This is a genomic window from Chryseobacterium edaphi (assembly GCF_025628985.1).
Lineage (GTDB): Bacteria > Bacteroidota > Bacteroidia > Flavobacteriales > Weeksellaceae > Chryseobacterium > Chryseobacterium edaphi.
On record NZ_JAOTEM010000001.1, the window covers coordinates 211,100 to 229,904 of the forward strand.

General features: G+C 33.0%; 16 protein-coding genes. 11 read left to right on the plus strand and 5 right to left on the minus strand.

Translation table 11 applies throughout. The features are described 5' to 3' along the window. Positions 1 to 15 precede the first annotated feature (15 nt). From NZ698_RS01135 to NZ698_RS01170, 8 genes are all read left to right on the plus strand, one after another. Positions 16 to 2,112: a M13 family metallopeptidase gene (locus NZ698_RS01135; RefSeq protein ID WP_263001043.1), complete on the plus strand. Its 2,097-nt coding sequence runs from the start codon at positions 16 to 18 to the stop codon at positions 2,110 to 2,112. A gap of 153 nt (positions 2,113 to 2,265) precedes the next feature. Then, positions 2,266 to 2,802 carry a type VI secretion system contractile sheath small subunit gene (locus NZ698_RS01140; RefSeq protein ID WP_263001045.1) on the plus strand — a complete coding sequence of 179 codons (537 nt, stop codon included), beginning with the start codon at positions 2,266 to 2,268 and terminating at the stop codon, positions 2,800 to 2,802. A gap of 22 nt (positions 2,803 to 2,824) precedes the next feature. Further along, positions 2,825 to 4,186, plus strand: coding sequence for a DUF5458 family protein (locus NZ698_RS01145; protein WP_263001047.1), 1,362 nt, complete (start codon positions 2,825 to 2,827; stop codon positions 4,184 to 4,186). Between the two features lie 315 nt (positions 4,187 to 4,501). Beyond that, positions 4,502 to 5,548, plus strand: a complete 1,047-nt coding sequence (gene mutY, locus NZ698_RS01150; RefSeq protein ID WP_263001049.1) for an A/G-specific adenine glycosylase — start codon at positions 4,502 to 4,504, stop codon at positions 5,546 to 5,548. A gap of 205 nt (positions 5,549 to 5,753) precedes the next feature. Further along, a complete protein-coding gene (gene gldD, locus NZ698_RS01155) occupies positions 5,754 to 6,311 on the plus strand; it encodes a gliding motility lipoprotein GldD (RefSeq protein WP_263001051.1) in 558 nt (185 codons plus the stop codon). Between the two features lie 114 nt (positions 6,312 to 6,425). Then, entirely contained in the window at positions 6,426 to 7,346 is a 921-nt protein-coding gene (locus NZ698_RS01160) for a PfkB family carbohydrate kinase (protein WP_263001053.1), read from the plus strand. Positions 7,347 to 7,437: 91 nt separating this feature from the next. Next, positions 7,438 to 8,805 (plus strand): peptidylprolyl isomerase, encoded by a 1,368-nt coding sequence (locus NZ698_RS01165; protein ID WP_263001055.1) that lies wholly within the window; start codon positions 7,438 to 7,440, stop codon positions 8,803 to 8,805. A gap of 90 nt (positions 8,806 to 8,895) precedes the next feature. Further along, positions 8,896 to 9,885: an NAD(P)H-dependent flavin oxidoreductase gene (locus tag NZ698_RS01170; protein WP_263001057.1), complete on the plus strand. Its 990-nt coding sequence runs from the start codon at positions 8,896 to 8,898 to the stop codon at positions 9,883 to 9,885. A gap of 199 nt (positions 9,886 to 10,084) precedes the next feature. On the opposite strand, the gene NZ698_RS01175 is transcribed toward NZ698_RS01170, so the two are convergent. The 3 genes from NZ698_RS01175 to NZ698_RS01185 all read right to left on the minus strand — a co-directional run bounded on the left by NZ698_RS01175 (position 10,085) and on the right by NZ698_RS01185 (position 14,395). After that, a complete protein-coding gene (locus tag NZ698_RS01175) occupies positions 10,085 to 10,318 on the minus strand; it encodes a hypothetical protein (protein WP_263001059.1) in 234 nt (77 codons plus the stop codon). Between the two features lie 5 nt (positions 10,319 to 10,323). Then, the gene (locus NZ698_RS01180) at positions 10,324 to 13,686 is read right to left on the minus strand and encodes a T9SS type A sorting domain-containing protein (protein WP_263001061.1); all 3,363 of its coding nucleotides are present in this window, start codon (positions 13,684 to 13,686) and stop codon (positions 10,324 to 10,326) included. 346 nt (positions 13,687 to 14,032) lie between these two features. Beyond that, positions 14,033 to 14,395, minus strand: coding sequence for a helix-turn-helix transcriptional regulator (locus tag NZ698_RS01185; protein WP_263001063.1), 363 nt, complete (start codon positions 14,393 to 14,395; stop codon positions 14,033 to 14,035). Positions 14,396 to 14,901: 506 nt separating this feature from the next. On the opposite strand from NZ698_RS01185, the gene NZ698_RS01190 reads away from it, so the two are divergent. Next, entirely contained in the window at positions 14,902 to 15,726 is an 825-nt protein-coding gene (locus NZ698_RS01190; protein ID WP_263001065.1) for a GLPGLI family protein, read from the plus strand. Between the two features lie 31 nt (positions 15,727 to 15,757). Here NZ698_RS01190 and NZ698_RS01195 read toward each other — a convergent pair whose 3' ends face one another. Next, positions 15,758 to 16,375, minus strand: coding sequence for an HD domain-containing protein (locus tag NZ698_RS01195; protein WP_263001067.1), 618 nt, complete (start codon positions 16,373 to 16,375; stop codon positions 15,758 to 15,760). Positions 16,376 to 16,405: 30 nt separating this feature from the next. Further along, on the minus strand, positions 16,406 to 16,705 hold the full coding sequence (locus NZ698_RS01200; RefSeq protein WP_263001069.1) for a rhodanese-like domain-containing protein: 300 nt from the start codon (positions 16,703 to 16,705) through the stop codon (positions 16,406 to 16,408). A gap of 107 nt (positions 16,706 to 16,812) precedes the next feature. Between NZ698_RS01200 and queG the strand changes: the two genes are divergently transcribed. Together queG and NZ698_RS01210 are read left to right on the plus strand one after the other, a co-directional pair. Then, positions 16,813 to 17,739, plus strand: coding sequence for a tRNA epoxyqueuosine(34) reductase QueG (gene queG / locus NZ698_RS01205; RefSeq protein WP_263001071.1), 927 nt, complete (start codon positions 16,813 to 16,815; stop codon positions 17,737 to 17,739). A 380-nt stretch (positions 17,740 to 18,119) separates the two neighbouring features. Further along, positions 18,120 to 18,803, plus strand: a complete 684-nt coding sequence (locus NZ698_RS01210) for a TIGR02117 family protein (RefSeq protein WP_263001073.1) — start codon at positions 18,120 to 18,122, stop codon at positions 18,801 to 18,803. Positions 18,804 to 18,805 lie beyond the last annotated feature (2 nt).

Genomic DNA, 18,805 nt, shown 5'->3' on the forward strand with positions numbered 1-18,805 from the left:
ATCTAAATTAATTTAATGAAAAAACTAAATATTGCAGTACTTGCATTCTCGGGTATTGTATTTCTAAACTCGTGCGGAACGAGAAAAACAGTCGAAACACCAAAAGAAGAAACAACCGTAACAGCAACTCCAGAACCTGTGAAAGAGGAAACTAAAGAAGAAGGACTGAATTTATCTTATATGGATACTACGGTTCGTCCACAGGATGACTTTTTCAGTTATGTGAATGGAAACTGGGTAAAAACTACGCAGATTCCGTCTGATAAAGCGAGTTGGGGATCTTTTAATGCTTTGAGAGAGAATGTGGATGATGCTTCTTTAAGTATTTTAAATAAAATTTTAACTGAAAAATATGCAGAAGGTTCTGAAGGTCAGAAAATACAGAATCTGTACGCGTCATTTATGGATGTTGAAAAAAGAAATGCAGCAGGAATATCTCCTATAAAATCTGATCTGGCAAAAATTGATGCTATTAAAAATGTAAATGATCTGCAGAAATATCTTTTGGAAGCTACAAAATTGGGCGACAATTCTTTCTATGGATGGAGAGTGAGTGCCGATATGAAAGATTCTAAAATGAATGCGGTTTATCTTGGTGGTCCGGATCTTGGTTTGGGAAGAGATTATTACCAGAAAGTGAACGAGGCCAATACAAAAACTTTGGCAGAATATCAAAAGTACGTTGCACAATTGTTTGGAGTTTTAGGCTACAAAAATTCTGATGCTGCAGCAAAAAATGTGGTTGATTTCGAAAAGCAATTGGCCAATTATTTATTGACTTTAGAGCAGAACAGAGATGCGAATTTAAGATACAATCCTAAAAAAGTTTCTGAATTATCCGGGTTGGTGAAAAATGTAAATCTTGCAAAATACCTCAAAGATGCAGGAGTAAACACTGATAAAGTGATCGTTGGTGAAATGAAATATTACCAGAATATGGATCAGTTTATCACTCAGAGAAATCTTCCGTTGCTGAAAGATTATTTGAAATATCATGTTGTAAATGGAAATGCAAGCAATTTGGGTGAAAGTTTAGACACGATCCGTTTTGATTTTTATTCTAAATATCTTCAGGGTCAAAAAGAACAACGTGCGATGGATAAAAGAGGTTTGGCCCTTGTCAATGGAGTTTTGGGTGAAGCTTTCGGAAAATTGTATGTGGATGAATATTTTACAGCAGAATCCAAGCAGCAAATGGAAATCTACATTGATTACATTTTAAAATCATTCAAAAATCATATCAGTGAAATGGACTGGATGTCTCCTGAAACCAAAGTAAAAGCTCAGGAAAAACTTTCTAAATTCACAGTTAAAATCGCTTATCCGGATCAGTGGAAGGACTATTCCAAATTAAAAGTGGAAGCTCCGGCTCAAGGTGCAACTTTATATTCAAACCTGCAGAATGTTTCGGCTTGGCAATATGAAAAGAGTCTTGAAAAAGTAGGAAAACCTGTTGATAAAACAGAATGGGGAATGTCTCCACAAACGGTCAATGCATATTACAGCGGTTCGAATAACGAGATTGTTTTCCCCGCAGCAATTCTTCAGCCGCCTTTCTACAACCCGAAAGCTGATGCAGCCGTTAATTTTGGTGGAATCGGAGCCGTTATCGGTCACGAAATTTCTCACGGATTTGACGACAGCGGATCAAGATTTGATGGTGACGGAAATCTTAATAATTGGTGGACGGAGCAGGATCGTAAGAACTTCGATGCAAAAGTCGGACAGTTAGCAGCTCAATACAATGCTTACGAGCCGGTAAAAGGAAGTTTTGTAAACGGTAAATTCACAAGTGGAGAGAATATTGGAGATCTTGGTGGAGTAGCCGTAGCTTACGATGCGCTTCAAATGTATTTGAAAGATAAAGGAAATCCGGGATTGATCAGCGGATTCAACCAGGATCAGAGATTTTTTATGAGCTGGGCAACAGTTTGGAGAACCAAATCAACAGATCAGTATATGATCAATCAGGTGAAAACAGATCCGCATTCGCCGGGTTATTTCAGAGCATTTGGGCCTTTGGTGAATCAGGATGGCTTTATGAAAGCATTTGATATAAAACCGGGTGATAAGTTATATAAAGCTCCTTCAGAAAGAATTAAAATCTGGTAGGTTTTTAAACAAATATTAATACAGAAAACGCATCGAAAGGTGCGTTTTTTTGTTTATTTTTCATAGCTTAGTGATACCAAAAAGTATTAATAATCATTAGATTATCTGCATTGATTTTCATTTATTTAAAGAAAAACCATCACAAAATTTTGTATGTTACAGTTTTTTTATAAATTTAAACAATGGATTGGTCAAAAATTTGCTAATTCAAACCAAAATCAACAATCACAAAACAATAATAATATGGCAATGTTTAATTACGGTGTTGGCGGAAACGAAGTCAAGGTCGACGCTAATGAAGCTATTCAGGAAATCCAGGAAAACAAATCCCTCATCGTAAGTCAGCTTACAACAGATGAAACGTATGTTCCCGAAATTGTAACAGGTCTAAAAACTGTTGACGACGTTTTCAGACATTTTCAACCCGCAGTATCCGTACAGCACGAAACTGAAGACGGAAATGTAGTGGAAGAAGAATTTCGTTTTCAGAATCTTGCAGACTTTACTCCCAAAAATCTTGTTCAGAAATCAGACTATCTTCAGCAGCTCAGTATGGAGCAGGAACAGTACAATAAAATTGTACGCCAGCTGAAAACCAATAAAATTCTACGCAATATGCTCGAGAATGAGCAGTCAAGAGCTGCATTTATTGAAGCATTGAAAGAAGTTGCTCAAGAACTTGAAAAATAATTAAACACCACACACAAATATTATGGATAGTAAGTTACAGGCTGCGGAAAGCCAACAACATAATCAGCAGCAACAAACCGGGAAACCGAAAGTAAGTCCTGTTGAAGAACTTAATAAGATAGGTGGTTTTGGCTTTATAGAATCTGTCGTAGACGGAATTGCCAACATGAATCCCACCAGAAAGGCTAGAAAGGAAATCTTTTTAAATGATGCCAATAAAACAGATGAAAGGAAAGAACTACTTCAGAAAATTAATCTTTGGGTAGAGCTTTTAGGAAGTAACGAATCTGCAGAAAAAATGGCAGATACCTGCAAAACAAAAGCACAGGCAGCCGAGCAGAATTTAAAGACAAATTTAAAAAATTCGTTGGATGCGGTTCGTCAGCTAGAAACTTCTTACAGAACAGTAGCACAGTTTTATAAAAATACAGAATTAGATAAAGTTGATAATGTTAGTATTGTCAATGCAAGTTTGGAGCAGGTTTCTGATCTTGACAATCCTTTGTTTATTGATGCTGTTGCTGAAGAATTTAAGCAATACTATGATCGATTAGATCTACGTGATAACTATTCAATTTTAGCAATTCCGGGATATTTGGGATCGAATAAAGTAATTGAAAAGTGGGCGAAAATCTGTAACGAGAATAAAGTAATGATGGTTACCGATTTTGCGAATTTGGATAAACCGGACGACGTAGTAGATTTATTCCATTCTGCAAATCTTACAGGTGGAGAATTGCACAGAAGTAATGTGATCATGACTTGTAACTGGCTTGTCGGTCGTGGAAGAGCAGAAGAAGTTGGTGAAGAAGAAAACGTAGAACTTCCGCCTTCAACTTCATTAGCTGGGAAAATCCACAAAACTTTAATGTCACAGGTTGCTGCAGGTAAAAAACATGGTAACATTAATGAAGTTGACGCCGTAAAATTCGAATTGAAGAAAAGTGAAATTTCTCAGTTGGAAAAAATGGGACTGGTTCCAATGGTAAACGAATATGGTAAAATCATGGCGTTCTCCGCAAAAACATTATTTACAGGTGATAATATTGGTCTTCAAACGTATTCTGTAGTTCGTGTATTCGATTATGTAACTAAAGTTTTACTGGATTTCTTAAACAGGAGAGCCTTCGAAAACTGGAATGCCAGAAACGAAGATGATCTGAGAAAGCAGATTGTAACATTCTTAGACGGAATTAAAGGTGCGGATAAATTGATTGAGAAATTCAAAATTGTTCGTTTTGAGCAGGATAAAGTAAATAAAGACAGAGTTTGGTTAGACATTCGCTTGACACCATATTTCCCAACTAAAAGTTTTGTGATCAAGCTTGATGGTCATAAAGGAGATGACGGTAATGAGTGGGATGCTGAATATATTCAGGATTAACCATTTTAATATAAAAAAACCGATGTTCAAAAAGCATCGGTTTTTTTATTGGATAAATTACAGATAAACGTTCAAAACGTTTCAGCTCCGTATGAGCGAAATGTTTGTTCACACAATTACAGCAACAAAAATATGTTCCGTAGGAGCAATATTTTTGTAGAAAAAGAAGTTAGAAAAATCCTGCGCTCCGTAGGAGCGCTATCTCTTTGAATTTGCTGCAAAACTCTGTGTTGATTTTTCAAATTCCATATTTTAAAATCATAAAAAAACGAAGAATAATAAATTATCTTTGCAAAATATAAATGAGACGGCTTTTTGGAAAACAACAAAAAAACATCAGACTTTCTTCATATCGGAAACAAACTTTTGATGTGGTATGATAAAAATGCAAGAGATTTACCCTTCAGAAATACAAAAGATCCTTACAAAATCTGGATTTGCGAAATTGTTTTTCAACAAACCAGAATTGCACAGGGCTTAAATCATTACAATAATTTTATAAAAAGATTTTCGGATGTGAAAACTTTGGCAGAATCTCCGGAAGATGAGGTTTTATTATATTGGAAAGGTCTAGGCTATTATTCAAGGGCAATTAACATTCACAAAGCGGCACAGCAAATCATAAATGACTACGATGGAGTTTTCCCTCCTGAATACGAAGAAATTTTAAAATTAAAAGGAGTCGGAAAATATACAGCAGCAGCAGTTTCAAGTATTTGTTTTAATGGAAAAATGCCTGCCGTAGATGGGAATTTCTACAGAGTTTTAAGCAGAATTTTTGCCGATGATTTCGATGTTTCAAATTCCAGAGCTTTTAATTATTTCTCAGAATTGGCGCATCTAATTATGCCCGAAAATGTAGGAGATTTCAATCAGGCAATGATGGATTTAGGCTCAGAAATCTGTAAACCACGAAATCCTTTATGTGGAGAATGTCCTTTAAATCGAGATTGTCTTGCTTTTTCATTAAATAAAACCTCGGAATTTCCAGTTAAAACCAAAAAAGTAAAAGCGACAGATTTAGGATTACAATATTATTTCGTTCACAGAAACGGAGAATTTTTGATTCAGCAGCGAAAAGATGACTTCATCTGGAAAAAACTGTTTGAATTTCCGCTTCAAATATCAGAAGAATTAATGCCTTTTATTAAAAGTGTAAAAACAATCAATCATAAATTGACTCACAAGAATTTGAGCATAGAAATTTTTAATGTTGAGGTTGATTCAGAAGAGATTTGGAAAAATTTTACTGCTACAAATGATTACATGATCACAGACGTTAAAAATTCTCAGGAAAAATCATTTCCGAAACCTTTGGAAAACTATATTCAGAATTATCAAACGGCTTATAGGTTTTTTTAATTAAAAATAATATATAGTTTGTCATTCCGCAGGAATCTAAGCAATAATATTAAAATAATAATTTGAATAAAGGAGTCGAGATTTCTACAGAATGACAAATATGATGTTTCAATGTAAAGCTTAATTTGTCAAATTGAAATATAAACTCCTTGAAATGCTGAAATTTGTGTCTTAAAATCTGAAATGTAATTTGTATTTTTGCAAAATGATTAGAAAAGTCATTTTTATTTTCGCTTCACTGCTCCTTATTTCTTGTGAGAAAGAGACTCAGCCAAAACCTTATGGTGAATTGAGATTAGAATATCCCACGCCGAAATATCAGAAATTTGACAAAAATTGTGCATACACTTTTGAATATTCAGATTTTGCTAAGATTGTTGACGCCAAAAAACCTTGTTGGTACTACATGAATTATCCAAAAATGAAAGCGAAAGTTTTCATTACTTATTTTCCTGTGAAAGGTGATTTTGCAGATCATGTGAGAGAATCTGAAAAAATGGTTTACGAACATACGATTAAAGCAAGTTCTATTGACGCTAAATCTTTTCAATATCCTGAAAAGAAAGTTTACGGAAATTTTTATGAACTGAAAGGACAAAGTGCTTCTAATCTTCAGTTTTATGCTACAGACAGTACAAAACATTTTGTTACGGCATATCTATATTTCGACACAAGACCAAAGCCGGATTCTCTGGCTCCGGCAATTGATTATATCAAAAAAGATATTAAGCACATGCTGGATACTTTTGAATGGAAGAACTAATTAAAAAAATACATTGATAATTATATAAATCTCTAAGATTTAATAAAAAAAATATAAATACATATGACATCGCAAGATTACATATGATCTTTAAAAAAAAATATAAAAATACATATGAAACTTTTAGTTGTAGGAAGTGTTGCATTTGATGCAATAGAAACACCATTTGGTAAAACAGATAAAATTTTAGGAGGAGCTGCCACATATATCGGAATTACAGCATCTGTAATGGGAGTAAAATCAGGAATTGTTTCTGTTGTTGGAGGAGATTTTCCACAGGAACATTTAGATATGTTCACAAAAAGAGATATCAATATTGAAGGATTGGAAATTGTAAAAGACGGAAAAACATTTTTCTGGTCTGGGAAATATCACAACGATTTAAATTCTAGAGATACTTTAGCAACTGAAGTGAACGTTCTTGCAGATTTTGATCCAAAAATTCCTGAATCTATGCAGGATGCTGAGATTTTACTGCTAGGAAATCTTCATCCGGGTGTTCAGCTTTCAGTTCTTGAAAAAATGAATCAGCGTCCGAAATTGGTTATTCTGGATACCATGAATTTCTGGATGGATTCTGCAATGGATATTTTGAAAGATATGATTGCTAAAACTGACGTGATAAGCATCAACGACGAAGAAGCAAGACAGCTTTCAGGAGAGTATTCTTTGGTAAAAGCGGCAAAAAAGATTCATACAATGGGTCCTAAGTTTGTAATTATCAAAAAAGGTGAGCACGGAGCCATTCTTTTCCACGACGGAAAAATATTTGCGATTCCTGCACTTCCTTTAGAAGAAGTCTTTGATCCAACAGGAGCTGGAGATACTTTCGCAGGTGGTTTTGCGGCATATTTGGCTAAAAAAGGAAAGTTCGATTTCGAAACAATGAAGTCTGCATTAATCGTAGGTTCTGCGATGGCATCTTTCACTGTAGAAAAATTCGGAACAGAGAGAATTGAAGAAGTAAATGAAGCTGATATGTTGGAAAGAATCAATCAATTCAAAGAATTGACGACTTTTGCTGTTGAGTTGTAATCAATCAGGCTTTTTTAAGAAATATTTATAATAAAAAATTGAGTGTAATTCGTTAAGAATTATAAATTTGCAACTCGTTTAAAATAGTAAAATGATAAATAAATTAAAAATTGCTTTTCTTTTTGGGATTTTTACTTTGTTGTTTTCAACAAAAGTGAATGCTCAGCTAAAGCCGGGTCAATTAATCGACGGTATTGCGGCTGTGATAGGCAATGAAATTGTGCTGGAATCTGATGTTGAGGAGCAGATGAATTATGGTAAACAGCAAGGTGCAGGTACCACAGATAAATGTGACTTTTTAGAAAATCTTATCAACAACAAATTTCTTGTTTATGAGGCTAAAAAAGACACACTTATAGAAAACCGTTCTGCGGCAATCAAAGATCAGGCAAATGCTAAATACAACCAGTTGCTTTCTCAGTTTCCTGACGAAAAAACAATGTTGACGGCTTATAAATTCAGAACCGGCTACGAAATGAAAAATGCTATCGAAAAGATAGATACAGATACTTATTACGGTCAGGCAAAATATCAGAGAATTACAGAAAAGGCAGATGTCACTCCAAATGAGGTAACAGACTTCTTTAATATGTTTAAAACTCAGCTTCCTGAAATAAAGGATGAAGTTTCAATTTCTCAAATTGTGATGAATCCTAAATTGACAGAAGCTCATAAAGAAGAACTGATCAATAAATTAAAGAAAATCAAGCAGGATATTGCAGGTGGAGAAAGTTTTGAAAGCCAGGCAAGAATCTATTCTGAAGATCCGGGTTCGGCGCCAAATGGTGGTTTGATGAAGAATGTTTTCAAGGGTCAGATGGTAAAACCATTTGAAGCTGCAGCTTTAAATTTACAGGAAGGCGAAATTTCTGATCCTATTGAATCTGAATTTGGATATCACATCATTCAGCTGGTGAAAAAATCAGGGAAAGCTTACGACGCAAGACATATTCTTTTGATGGCAACACCTACTGCTGAAGAGATCACGACTGCTAAAAAGAAATTAGACAGTATCAGAGGTTTAATTTTGGCTGAAAAAATCACTTTTAAAGATGCTTCATTTAAATTTTCTGACGATAAAAGAACAAAATTTAACGCCGGAGTAATTCCCGGAGCGGATGGTTCTAATAAAATTGAGAGAGAGAGTATTCCGGGGACAATCAGCTATGAATTGGCTGGTTTGAATAAAGGTGATATCACTGCAGCATTTGAAGATGAAGATGACAGAAAAAGAAAGGTTATTAAAATCGTTAAAATTGAAGATGTCATTCCTTCTCACCAAATTACTCTAGAAACAGATTACGACAGGATCAAGCAGATGGCGCTGAGAAAAAAACAGGGCGAGATGGTTGAGAAATTTGTAAATTCAAAAATATCAACAACTTTTATCTCAATCGACGGTCGATATGACAGTTGTAACTTCAAAGGAAACTGGAAAAAGGAATCCATGAAAAAATAAAATTAAAACCTTCAGAATTTTCTGGAGGTTTTTTTATGCAATTATGATTCGGAACTATTGTAGAATCTCAGTTTTTACTATTTTTACAGCATGAGCAATTTTATCGATTTCAATTCAGCCAAAAAACTTCAAGCGATGCAGGAAGGTAGAAACAGGATCTCCGAACTGTTTAATATTCAGTATCCTATCATTCAGGCAGGAATGATTTGGCATTCCGGATGGCGATTAGCTTCGGCTGTTTCAAATTGTGGCGGATTGGGCTTGATTGGATCTGCGAGTATGTATCCTGATGTTTTACGCGAAAATATTCAGAAATGCAAGAAAGCTACAGACAAACCATTTGGAGTGAATGTCGCTTTGCTTTACCCTAATTTAGAAGAAATCATCAATATTATTTTGGAAGAAAAAGTAGAAATAGTTTTCACTTCTGCAGGAAGTCCAAAAACCTATACAGAAACTCTTCAAAAAGAAGGATTAAAAGTAGCTCATGTTGTTTCTTCAACGAAATTTGCCATGAAATGTGAAGATGCGGGAGTTGACGCTGTTGTTGCTGAAGGATTTGAAGCAGGAGGTCACAACGGTAGAGAGGAAACCACAACTTTCTGTCTTATTCCTAACGTGAAAAATCATATTTCGAAACCATTGATTGCCGCTGGTGGAATTGCTTTAGGGTCACAGATGAAAGCTGCAATGATTTTAGGTGCTGACGGAGTACAGATCGGAAGTCGTTTTGCCGCTACTGTTGAAGCAAGTGCACACGAAAACTGGAAGAAAAAAATTACCGAACTCAATGAGGGTGATACTCATCTTACTCTGAAAGAATTGGCTCCTGTAAGAATGGTTAAAAATAAATTCTTTAACGAACTTGAAGAAATTTATAATGTAGGAAGAAATTCCGAATCTCTGATTGCTGCGTTGGGAAGAGCAAGAGCAAAGCGCGGAATGTTTGAAGGTGAATTGGAAGATGGTGAACTGGAAATCGGTCAGGTTTCAGCTTTGATTAATGATATTCTGCCGGTAGAAATGGTTTTCAGTAATTTGCTGAAAGAATTTGAAGATGCTAAAATGCCTAGATTTTAATCGAATAACGTTTAACATATGATCAAATTTTTTTTTTGTGAATAATAAAAAAAGCATCTTGTAAAAGATGCTTTTATCGTTGGCGTATGTTTCTTAAGCTTTAGTATTAAAAGTTAAAGCTAAACTTTTGAAGTATTTGTAGAAAAAAAACACCCGCAGTTCAACTTCGGGTGCAATGTACAGATGCAATATTAATAAGCTAAGCAATCTTTTTTCTTCTTCCGTAATTGAAAGCTATAGCTATTCCCACCAATGCAAGAAGAAGAATGTATTGATCAATCGGAGCTGCATTTGGATCTCCGGGATTACCCGGGAAAGTATCACCTGCAGAAGTATCAGCAGATTCATTATATAAGTATGGATTATCTGTTTTCTCTTGCGCAAAAGCAAAACCAGAAAGTACAATTGAGCACGTTATTAATATCTTTTTCATTTTTGTTATTTAATTATTTTTTTAGTGTATTCTTTTCCTTCAGAAACTGCTTTCAAAATATATAATCCTTTAGCTTCTAATTTTACACGAACTAATTTCGAATTTGCTTTCAGTTGCTGAATCTTTCTTTTTGATGCATCGAATATTTCTACTGTGTCGATGTTTTTACTATTTCTTACATAGAAATCTTCACCCTCTCTGTAAACTTCAAAAGAATCTTTCTGCACTTCTGATGTAGACAGTACATCCAATTTATAAACGATCTCAAATCTGTCTCCAAATTCTCCAGCGTTTGCCGTAAATGAATATGGCTGGTTCTGAAGATTTGTATATGTTCCCAGGTTTTTATCATGAAGATAAATTGCTTGTGCACTATCAAAAATTCCTTCTTTCTGAACCATTGAGATCACAAAGTTTCCGTTTTGAAAATGCTTAGAACCTACAGGAACAACGTCATTAATATCAAAACCGGCTTTCCCCTGAATTACTATTTTTTGTGCATCAGCTGTAGTGTAGAAAGCGTCTGATCCTGTACCAATCGCTTTAGAATCATAATTATCATACGCATCTGAAGCTGTATTTATATAAGCAACTGCAAATGTGTTGCTCGTATTGTAAGAAGAGTTCAGTTTTAACCAAAACTTACCTTCTGTTGAAGAATTGTTTTTATTAAAAAATGATCCCGTAGTTGCAACTCTCATATCGTTGGTGAAATTTAAAGAAGTATCTGTTGCAGAGGTCGATTTTACGAAGAAGCCCTGACCAATATTGGCAACATTTCCGGTTGGTACGTCTGAAACATTTGGTGCTTGTACCCAAGTCTGGCTTAACGCATTATAGGTAGCGTATCCTATGTTTGTTGTTGATGATCCACTCTGAGTAGTCACTGAATTACTTGTATTATCCCAGAAATAGAAAGTATTTGAGATTTTTGCAGCGTTTGCAGTATAAAAAGTGTTCAGATTTAAGTTTGATGGATAAGGGTTTCCTACTAAATTGAATCCGTTTCCGCCAGTTGCCAAAGTGTACGTTTGACTCCCATTGTTAGGAACTCCTGTGAATGTCAATGTAGTATATGCAGCCGGAGTTTTAATGGAATATCCTTTGGCAAAAGCTGAATTGTTTGACGTTGCAGTTACAAAGTAATCTGTAGCCGTATTGTATTCTGTAATGAATGCAGGAACAACATCTGGATAGATCGTATTTAAATTTTGTGCAACAACAGGAGAAGACCAAAATGCATATTTATCGATTTCACTTGTGCCAAACTTTTTCACTCTAAAACTTCCTGTGTAATTTAAAGTAGAACCATCTCTTTGAATAAGATTTCCACCATTTTTTAGTGTCATATCCAATGCGTTGATTGTGTTTCCTGAAGTGATTTCTAAAACACCTCCGTTGTTAACAATAACATTCTTAGCCGTGAAAGCAGGATTAGATGCTGTAGAATATGGTGCATTGATGATTGCATTTACTGAGGCTGTAGGAATGCCATTACTCCAGTTTGTTCCGTTCCAGATAGTGGTGATCAAATTGTTGCAATTATTTGAAAAATTAATATCCGGATAAGTAGTTGATAACTGAGTCAATTGACCATCATCTACACATACTGACAAATTGGGATTGATAGACGGAGTGGGATTGTACATCGTGCCATAAAACATAATTGACTGCTCAATAGATCCATTCCTAATATTGACTGAAGTGAGATTGATCATATCTGCTACAGAAAGTGATTCTAAGTAAGAGTTGCTTGAGAAATCTACTTGAGTAATTTGTGGACATTCATTGATAACTGCGGTTTTTAAATTGACATTATTAGAAGAATTTATATTTGAGAGTAAGGGTAAATTTTTTATAGCTAAGTCCTCTAAAGCAACATTATTTGATATATCTACTTGAGATAGAAATTCAAGATCTTTAAGTTTTAATGATTTTAATTGTGTACAGTCGGAAATATCTAAAGTATTTACTTTTGTTTCTATCATTTCTAATTCTTCAAGAGAAGTACATTGAAGAAGACTTAGTGTATTGAGTTCATTAAAGTTGTAATATGTAGATGCAGATAAGTTGATGCCCAGATTGAGAGATTGCAGACTTGAACAGTTTTGTAAATTTAAACTTTTCAAATCATTGTTCCCCCAGATTTCTAAAGTCATAAGAGCGGTACAATTTTGTGCATTTATATTCTGCAAATTCTGAGGTAGGGTATAGTCATTTGAAGCACCGTCAAAAGCTAAAAGTGTATGCAATGCAGTTAAATTGCTAACGTCTAAATTACTTAAATATTGACATGATGTTACAATATTTATTTCTTGTAAAAGTGGGCAAACATTTATATTTGCAGAATTGAGAGGCTGATTAAAGGCTATTAATTTTTTTAGTTTAGGCAGTCCTGCAAGATTTAATGTATTAACATTTCCTGTAACTACATTTCCCATCGAACTTGCTGTGTAACCGTATCTGTTATAAAATGCACAATCTAATTCTTCAAGATTGATCAGACCGGCACCAGAAAGATTAATATTCTGATAGTTTATTCCTTTAAGTTTTTTTAAGTTACTACATCCATTAATATTAATAGAAGAAATGAAAACCATAGAATTGTTACTAGAATCTCCTGCTGTAGTAATTTCCTGCAGGTTTTCACAATTATTCGCAACTAATTCTGTCTCCAAATAGGTGTAGTATGGAAATATAACTGTGGAAAAATTAATTTTTTCTAAAGAATTATTATTGGGTACATGTAGCTTCCTGAAGTCATTACCCATAATTATTCCTAAATTAACTATAGGGCAGTTTTCAATATAGAGATCCTTAAGTCTGCCTTCTATATTTTGATTAATATTAACTCCAGAACAATTTTTTACTGTTAAAGTTTCTGCATTTATTGGAAAAAATGAATTAATGGGAGAGGTTATTACATCATTAAGATTTTGTAATGATAAGCAATTATTGAAGGAATATGAGATTACAGATGGATAAACATCACCCGTAGGCACATATTTGGTTTTTCTAATTTTGTTGTTGTTTGTATAATCTAAAATAATAGAATTTGCATGGTAAATATAAAGCTCTTCTACATTTGTAAATTTGGTAGCATCATTGATGTTATCAGGAACTGAATTAGAATTAAAGACTGAAAGTTTGATTGTCAGTATTTTCACTTGTTGTGCTTCAGAAACTTGAACTTCACCATCTCCGTTCGTATCAACTGCGATATAGTTTCCAGTTGCGTTTTTCGCAATTTCATTGTTCGAATTAGAACTTAGGATTAACGTTTTGAATTTAGGATCGGTAAAAGAAAGGGTTTGTGAGTAGGCAAATGAGCAGATGACTGCACAGAATGCAAATAAAATTTTTTTCATAAAGTGTGTTTTGTTAATTTGATTTACAGGAACATATTAACTGTGAATGCAAATATACTGGTTGATTTTTATTTGAAATTTTATCTATATGACAGCAAATGGTATTATTATGCGTGTTTTTTCTAGTCATATTGATTTATCAATCAACATAATACGATTATATTTTTTTTATCAAAAATTATAAATAAAAAAAATGTAAATTTTATTTTGTGATTTTATTTGTAAGAATTTTTTGGTTGAGGAAATATATAAATGAGAGAAAATATATTCTATGAATAACTTCAAATACAAAAAGCATCTTACGAGATGCTTTTTGTATTTGATTATTATGAGAAAGTAGAAAATCTTATTGCGATTTTAAAGTAATAATCTCTTCTTTTAAATTTTGAATTTCCTTTTTTAAAAGATTGATGTAATCTTGTTGATTTTCTAGGATATAATCTGGGATATTATGAAAATAATTATTACTCGCGGAATAATTACTTGACTGATTGTCGTAATTATTTATTTGAAGATTAGAATCATTTTCTTTTATATCTTCTACTTTGGTATCTAAAGCTTTGGCAATACGCTCCCATTCTTCATCCGAGATTTTAATTTCTCCCTTTTCTCTTCTTTGATATTGAGATTGTGTCATGTGTAATATTTTAGCCATGTTTTCCTGAGTATATTTTGCCTTACGAGCCTGAATAAGTTTATTTTTTACCATCATTTAAATTTTGTGTAGTACAAATATATTATTTATGTTGTGATATTCACATAAAATTCACATAAAAACCTTGAAATTATTTCAGGGTAGATCTATATTTTTGGAATGTCAAGAGTGACAAAATTATTTTTATTGTGCGCGCAAAAAAGAATAATAATGCTGATCAGCAAAAATCCCATGTCAGGGATTGTATGACAAAAATCTAATCAATAATTTTAAATTTAATTAAAAAATGCAAAATTTAAAAAAAACTTTCAAGAAATAGCTTAAAAACAATTGAAGGAGGTACTCTTCAAGCATCTTTTGACATTAGTGCAGCAAATGATTGCCATGTACATTATGCTAGAAATCCAGATGGTTCTAAGGGAAAAATATTATCTTCAGGAAAAGGTCCATGTCACGCAAAGGCAGGTCAAATTTGTGAAACATATTCTTCAGGATCTGACGGTAAATGTTATTAAAATTTGAATGGCATGACTCTCATGCCATTCTCTAAAATTATTTATATGAAATATTTATTCAATTTTTTTTTCATTTTTATGATAAATAACCATATTTACTCGCAAAAGTATAAAGTAATCTATGAGCTTACTTACAGGACAGATTCTACCAAAAATGTAGTATCTAGAAAAAATATACTACTGCAAATAAATGATAATATTTCAAAATTTTATTCATACGATTTTTATAAAAGAGATTCGATTTATAATGAAAATATAAAACTTGGGAAAGAAGCATATAAATCAATGTTTGATTCTAATTTTTTTATTATTAATGATAAAAAAAACTCGACAATAACCAAATTTTATAACTTTCCACCTAACAGCAACATATATAAGTTAACTGAAATCAAAAATAAATTTAATTGGAAAATTTTAAAGGAAACAAAAAAAATAGGTAAATATCAATGTCAGAAAGCGACTTTAACATACAAAGGAAGAGATTGGATCGCATGGTTTACGAGTGATGTTTCATTAAATTTCGGACCATATCTATTTGATGGACTTCCAGGTGCAATTTTATATTTAGAAGATTCTAAGCAAAACTATTTATTTGAATTTAAAAGTATTAAAAAATATTATACTAACAATAATACAGGTAACGATTTTGTTGCAATTAAAATTTCTAAAAAAGAATATGTGAAAATAAGTCTAGATTATTACAATGATCCCTATAGAGAAATGCGAAATGACGGCGAAATGATAGAAAATTCTATTGGCGAACTTGACAAACCTAACATAAATCAAATGACAAAAGAAAAACAGGAGTTTATTAGAAGAAATAACAACCCAATTGAAATTTCTGAAGTAATAAAATATCCAGTAAAATAATACTATTAAATATTGAACAAATTGTAAGTACTTATAAAGTACAAATCTCAACTTCAATATTTTCCTTCGCCTGATTTTCATATCTATTCCTAAACTCCTCAGTTTTGAAAATATTTTCAAGCTCAATAAAATGCTTCAAAACCTTTTTTCTTCCAGGTTTATAAAGCAAATCGGGATAAATTGAATATTCTTTTCTGATTTTTTTAGTATATTCTAAGTAGGTTTTAAAATCTTTCCCTAAGACAGACAAATCAGCATCCAATAAATAATTGATGTCACTTTTTTCGGATTGTTGATGAGATTTTGTTGCTAAAATTTGCTCTGAGATTTCTGCAATATCAGTTTCATTTAAACCTAACTTTTGAAGTCTTGATTCTGCAAATTCTGCACTTTTCTCTTCATTCAGCTTTGAAGTTGCATCGTAAATCACGTCATGATAAAAAACTGAAAAAGAAATAGTATTAAAATTCAGGATTTTATTTTTCACCAATTCCAATTCAGAAAACATATTCTCAAGATGTTGCAGGTTGTGATAATGCCGTCCTTTTTCAGAATATTTCTTTTCAATTTCTGTCCAAAGATTTTCAATGAAAATATGATCTTCATTAAATTGAAGACAGAGGTTGATGAAATTTTCTTTAAGGCTCATGATTAATAGATTTTAAATAAAAAAAGGAACTTAAAAAGTTCCTTGATTTGCTTCCAGATTTGCCTTTAATTCAGCCCAGCCTCCGCCATTGTAACCGTCTTTTAATCCCTGAGATTCCAGAAAGTCTAAAGCTTTTCCGCTTCTATTTCCGCTTCTGCAAAATAGAATCACCGGCTTTTCGATCGACAAAATCTCTTCTTTTCTGTCTTCTACTTCCCCAAGAGGGATATTTTGAGCACCTTCAATATTTCCGTCCATTTCCAATTCCATTGGCTCACGAACGTCGATTAATTCATAATTTCCTGATTTTATAACTTCTGATAAAGACATAGTATTTTATTATTTAGAGTTAAAACTGATAAAATGGATTATGAATTTTTCACAAATCCAAAGACCAACAAATTTATAAAATAATCTTAGTTTTGCAATGTAAAATCATGAATTCATCTGCAGAAAAATATTCACATTTAATTAAAGCCAAAGCCAAAAGTTTTGGTTTCCAGAATTGTGGTATTTCGAAAGCAGATTTTCTCGAAGATGATGCGCGACATTTGGAAAAGTGGCTGAAAAATAGTTTCCATGGCGAGATGAAATACATGGAAAATCATTTCGACAAAAGACTAGATCCTAGATTGCTGGTGGAAGGTTCAAAATCTGTGATTTCGCTTTCTTACAACTATTTTCCTGAAGAGAAGATTTCTACTTTAGAGAATTTTAAAATTTCAAAATATGCTTATGCTGAAGATTATCATGAAGTGATAAAAGAAATTCTTCGTGAAATGGTTGTCGAATTACAGGATGAAATCGGTGATTTTGGTTTTCGTGTTTTTGTAGATTCTGCTCCGGTTTTAGAAAGAAGCTGGGCAAAAAAATCAGGAATTGGTTGGGTAGGGAAGAATGCCAATTTAATTACAAAACAAAGTGGATCATTCTATTTTTTAGCTGAAATCATCTGTGATCTGGAATTAATTGCTGATAACGAAACGACAGATCATTGCGGAAGCTGTCGGAAATGTATTGATGCCTGTCCCACAGATGCGATTGTTTCAGACAAAATTATTGACGGAAGTAAATGTATTTCTTATGCAACGATAGAACTGAAAGATGATATTCCTGATCATTTTAAAGATAAAATGGAGGACTGGATGTTTGGTTGCGATATTTGTCAGGATGTTTGTCCGTGGAATCGTTTTTCGGCTCCTAATCTTCAGAGCAGATTTAAGCCTAACGAATTTTTAAAAAACTTCAAAAAAGGAGAATGGAAAGAACTAACTCAGGAAATATTCTCAGAAATTTTCAGAAAATCTCCTGTGAAGAGAACGAAATTTGCGGGATTGAAAAGAAATATTGAATTTTTAGACTGATCTTAGATTTAAATTTAATCTAAATTTTTTGATTAAATATCCTTTTCGGAATTTTCGGTTCCAAAAATAAAGAGGGTTGTTGATCATGCCCTGAAGTTCTAGCTTCAAGGAGATTAAAAGAACATGATCTGTAAATTTAAAAAAGCCTTTCCAAAAAAAGAAAAAGATGACTTTTAGGAGATAAGATCTCTCAAAAAATCAACGTTTTTTTGGTACTCTTTTCGGCGCTGTTTTTACTCTTACTTTGAATCTTTTCTGAGATTTCGTGTTTTTGTGCATATTTGTGAAAGTTTACTATCTAAATTTACTGATTTTTCCGATTAAAACAAATACTTTTACGAAAAATTGAAATTAAAATTCATTAATCAATAATTAAAAACATGAGTGCTAAAATTATATTGATCTACTTTTTAAAAACCTTAGGAATTATTCTGGGAATTGTCGTGCTGTATGTTCTTTTGGGATTGGCACTTCCTTTTATAGAAGTTTCAGCCAAAGATGATGGTGAGAAAAAGGAAATTCCCATTTACATTTATACCAACGGAGTTCATACAGATATTGTGATGCCTGTAAAAAATGATCTTTATGACTGGAGTTCTAAAATTCCTTTTGCCAATACAAAATCGAAAAAAACGGACTACAACTATATAGGAATCGGGTGGGGCGACAAAGGTTTTTATTTGGATACTCCGACTTGGGCCGACCTGAAATTCTCAACGGCATTTAAAGCTGCATTCTGGCTGAGCGAATCGGCAATGCACTGTTCATACTACAAAAAAATGACAGAAGCTGCAGATTGCAAAAAAATCATGATCAGCAAAAGTCAGTACAGAGAATTGGTAAAATTCGTTGATTCCAAATTTGACAAAGATGAAAACGGAAATTATGTATTAATTCCAACCAACGCGGTATATAGTGATAATGATGCTTTTTACGATGCACAGGGAAGATACAGTTTTCTCGATACCTGCAATACCTGGGCAAATAATGCATTAAAATCTGCAGGACAAAAAGCTGCACTTTGGACTCCGACAGATACAGGGATTTTCCAGCATTATAAATAAGT

What these genes read in the sequence shown, in the direction of transcription:
- queG (WP_263001071.1), top strand. Translation starts at nt 16,813, where the DNA reads ATGAATTCATCTGCAGAAAAATATTCACATTTAATTAAAGCCAAAGCC.
- gldD (WP_263001051.1), top strand. Translation starts at nt 5,754, where the DNA reads ATGATTAGAAAAGTCATTTTTATTTTCGCTTCACTGCTCCTTATTTCT.
- NZ698_RS01210 (WP_263001073.1), top strand. Translation starts at nt 18,120, where the DNA reads ATGAGTGCTAAAATTATATTGATCTACTTTTTAAAAACCTTAGGAATT.
- NZ698_RS01200 (WP_263001069.1), bottom strand. Translation starts at nt 16,705, where the DNA reads ATGTCTTTATCAGAAGTTATAAAATCAGGAAATTATGAATTAATCGAC.
- NZ698_RS01145 (WP_263001047.1), top strand. Translation starts at nt 2,825, where the DNA reads ATGGATAGTAAGTTACAGGCTGCGGAAAGCCAACAACATAATCAGCAG.
- NZ698_RS01165 (WP_263001055.1), top strand. Translation starts at nt 7,438, where the DNA reads ATGATAAATAAATTAAAAATTGCTTTTCTTTTTGGGATTTTTACTTTG.
- NZ698_RS01185 (WP_263001063.1), bottom strand. Translation starts at nt 14,395, where the DNA reads ATGGTAAAAAATAAACTTATTCAGGCTCGTAAGGCAAAATATACTCAG.
- NZ698_RS01140 (WP_263001045.1), top strand. Translation starts at nt 2,266, where the DNA reads ATGTTACAGTTTTTTTATAAATTTAAACAATGGATTGGTCAAAAATTT.
- NZ698_RS01160 (WP_263001053.1), top strand. Translation starts at nt 6,426, where the DNA reads ATGAAACTTTTAGTTGTAGGAAGTGTTGCATTTGATGCAATAGAAACA.
- NZ698_RS01195 (WP_263001067.1), bottom strand. Translation starts at nt 16,375, where the DNA reads ATGAGCCTTAAAGAAAATTTCATCAACCTCTGTCTTCAATTTAATGAA.
- NZ698_RS01190 (WP_263001065.1), top strand. Translation starts at nt 14,902, where the DNA reads ATGAAATATTTATTCAATTTTTTTTTCATTTTTATGATAAATAACCAT.
- NZ698_RS01170 (WP_263001057.1), top strand. Translation starts at nt 8,896, where the DNA reads ATGAGCAATTTTATCGATTTCAATTCAGCCAAAAAACTTCAAGCGATG.
- NZ698_RS01135 (WP_263001043.1), top strand. Translation starts at nt 16, where the DNA reads ATGAAAAAACTAAATATTGCAGTACTTGCATTCTCGGGTATTGTATTT.
- NZ698_RS01180 (WP_263001061.1), bottom strand. Translation starts at nt 13,686, where the DNA reads ATGAAAAAAATTTTATTTGCATTCTGTGCAGTCATCTGCTCATTTGCC.
- NZ698_RS01175 (WP_263001059.1), bottom strand. Translation starts at nt 10,318, where the DNA reads ATGAAAAAGATATTAATAACGTGCTCAATTGTACTTTCTGGTTTTGCT.